The sequence below is a fragment of the Pseudomonas sp. MWU16-30316 genome (assembly GCF_020515645.1).
In the GTDB taxonomy this organism is placed as follows: Bacteria; Pseudomonadota; Gammaproteobacteria; order Pseudomonadales; family Pseudomonadaceae; genus Aquipseudomonas; species Aquipseudomonas cerasi.
In genome coordinates, this window is sequence record NZ_JAIZAZ010000022.1 from 1 (window position 1) to 820 (window position 820).

1 protein-coding gene is annotated in these 820 nt (G+C 62.8%); it reads left to right on the forward strand.

Annotated features, from left to right (window positions below; genetic code table 11):
- Positions 1–820: AMP-binding protein (locus LCH65_RS26150; RefSeq protein ID WP_226439949.1), on the forward strand; the 820-nt coding region annotated here is incomplete at both ends.

The window sequence follows — 820 nt, forward strand, 5'->3', positions numbered from 1 at the left end:
TGGTGGCGCCTACGTGCCGCTGGACCCGGACTACCCCGAGGATCGTCTGGCCTACATGATGCAGGACAGCGACATCGGTTTGCTGTTGACCCAGACGGCGCTATTGGAACGCTTGCCGGTTCCGCGTCAGGTGCAGAGCCTGTGCCTGGATCAGGACGGCGACTGGCTTGCCGGTTACAGCACCGCCAACCCGGTCAACCTCAGCCATCCATTGAGCCTGGCTTACGTGATTTACACTTCGGGCTCGACCGGCAAGCCCAAGGGCGCGGGCAATAGCCATCGTGCTTTGGTCAACCGCTTGCACTGGATGCAGAAGGCTTACGCGCTGGATGGCAGCGACGCTGTTCTGCAAAAGACACCGTTCAGTTTCGACGTGTCGGTCTGGGAGTTCTTCTGGCCGCTGATGACCGGCGCACGTCTGGCCGTGGCGCTGCCGGGGGATCACCGCGACCCCGAGCGGCTGGTGCAGACCATCCGTGAGCATCAGGTCACTACCCTGCATTTCGTGCCGTCGATGCTGCAGGCGTTCATGACTCATCCCCAGGTGGAAAGCTGTGACACGCTGCGCCGAGTGGTATGCAGCGGTGAAGCACTGCCTGCCGAGCTGGCCGCTCAGGTGCTCAAGCGCTTGCCGCAGGCCGGTTTGTACAACCTGTACGGTCCGACCGAAGCGGCCATCGACGTGACCCACTGGACGTGCACCACAGACGACGTGCTCAGCGTGCCGATCGGACGGCCGATCGACAACCTGAAAACCCATATCCTCGACGACGGCCTGTTACCTGCTGCACAGGGCGTGGCGGCGGAGTTGTACCTGGGT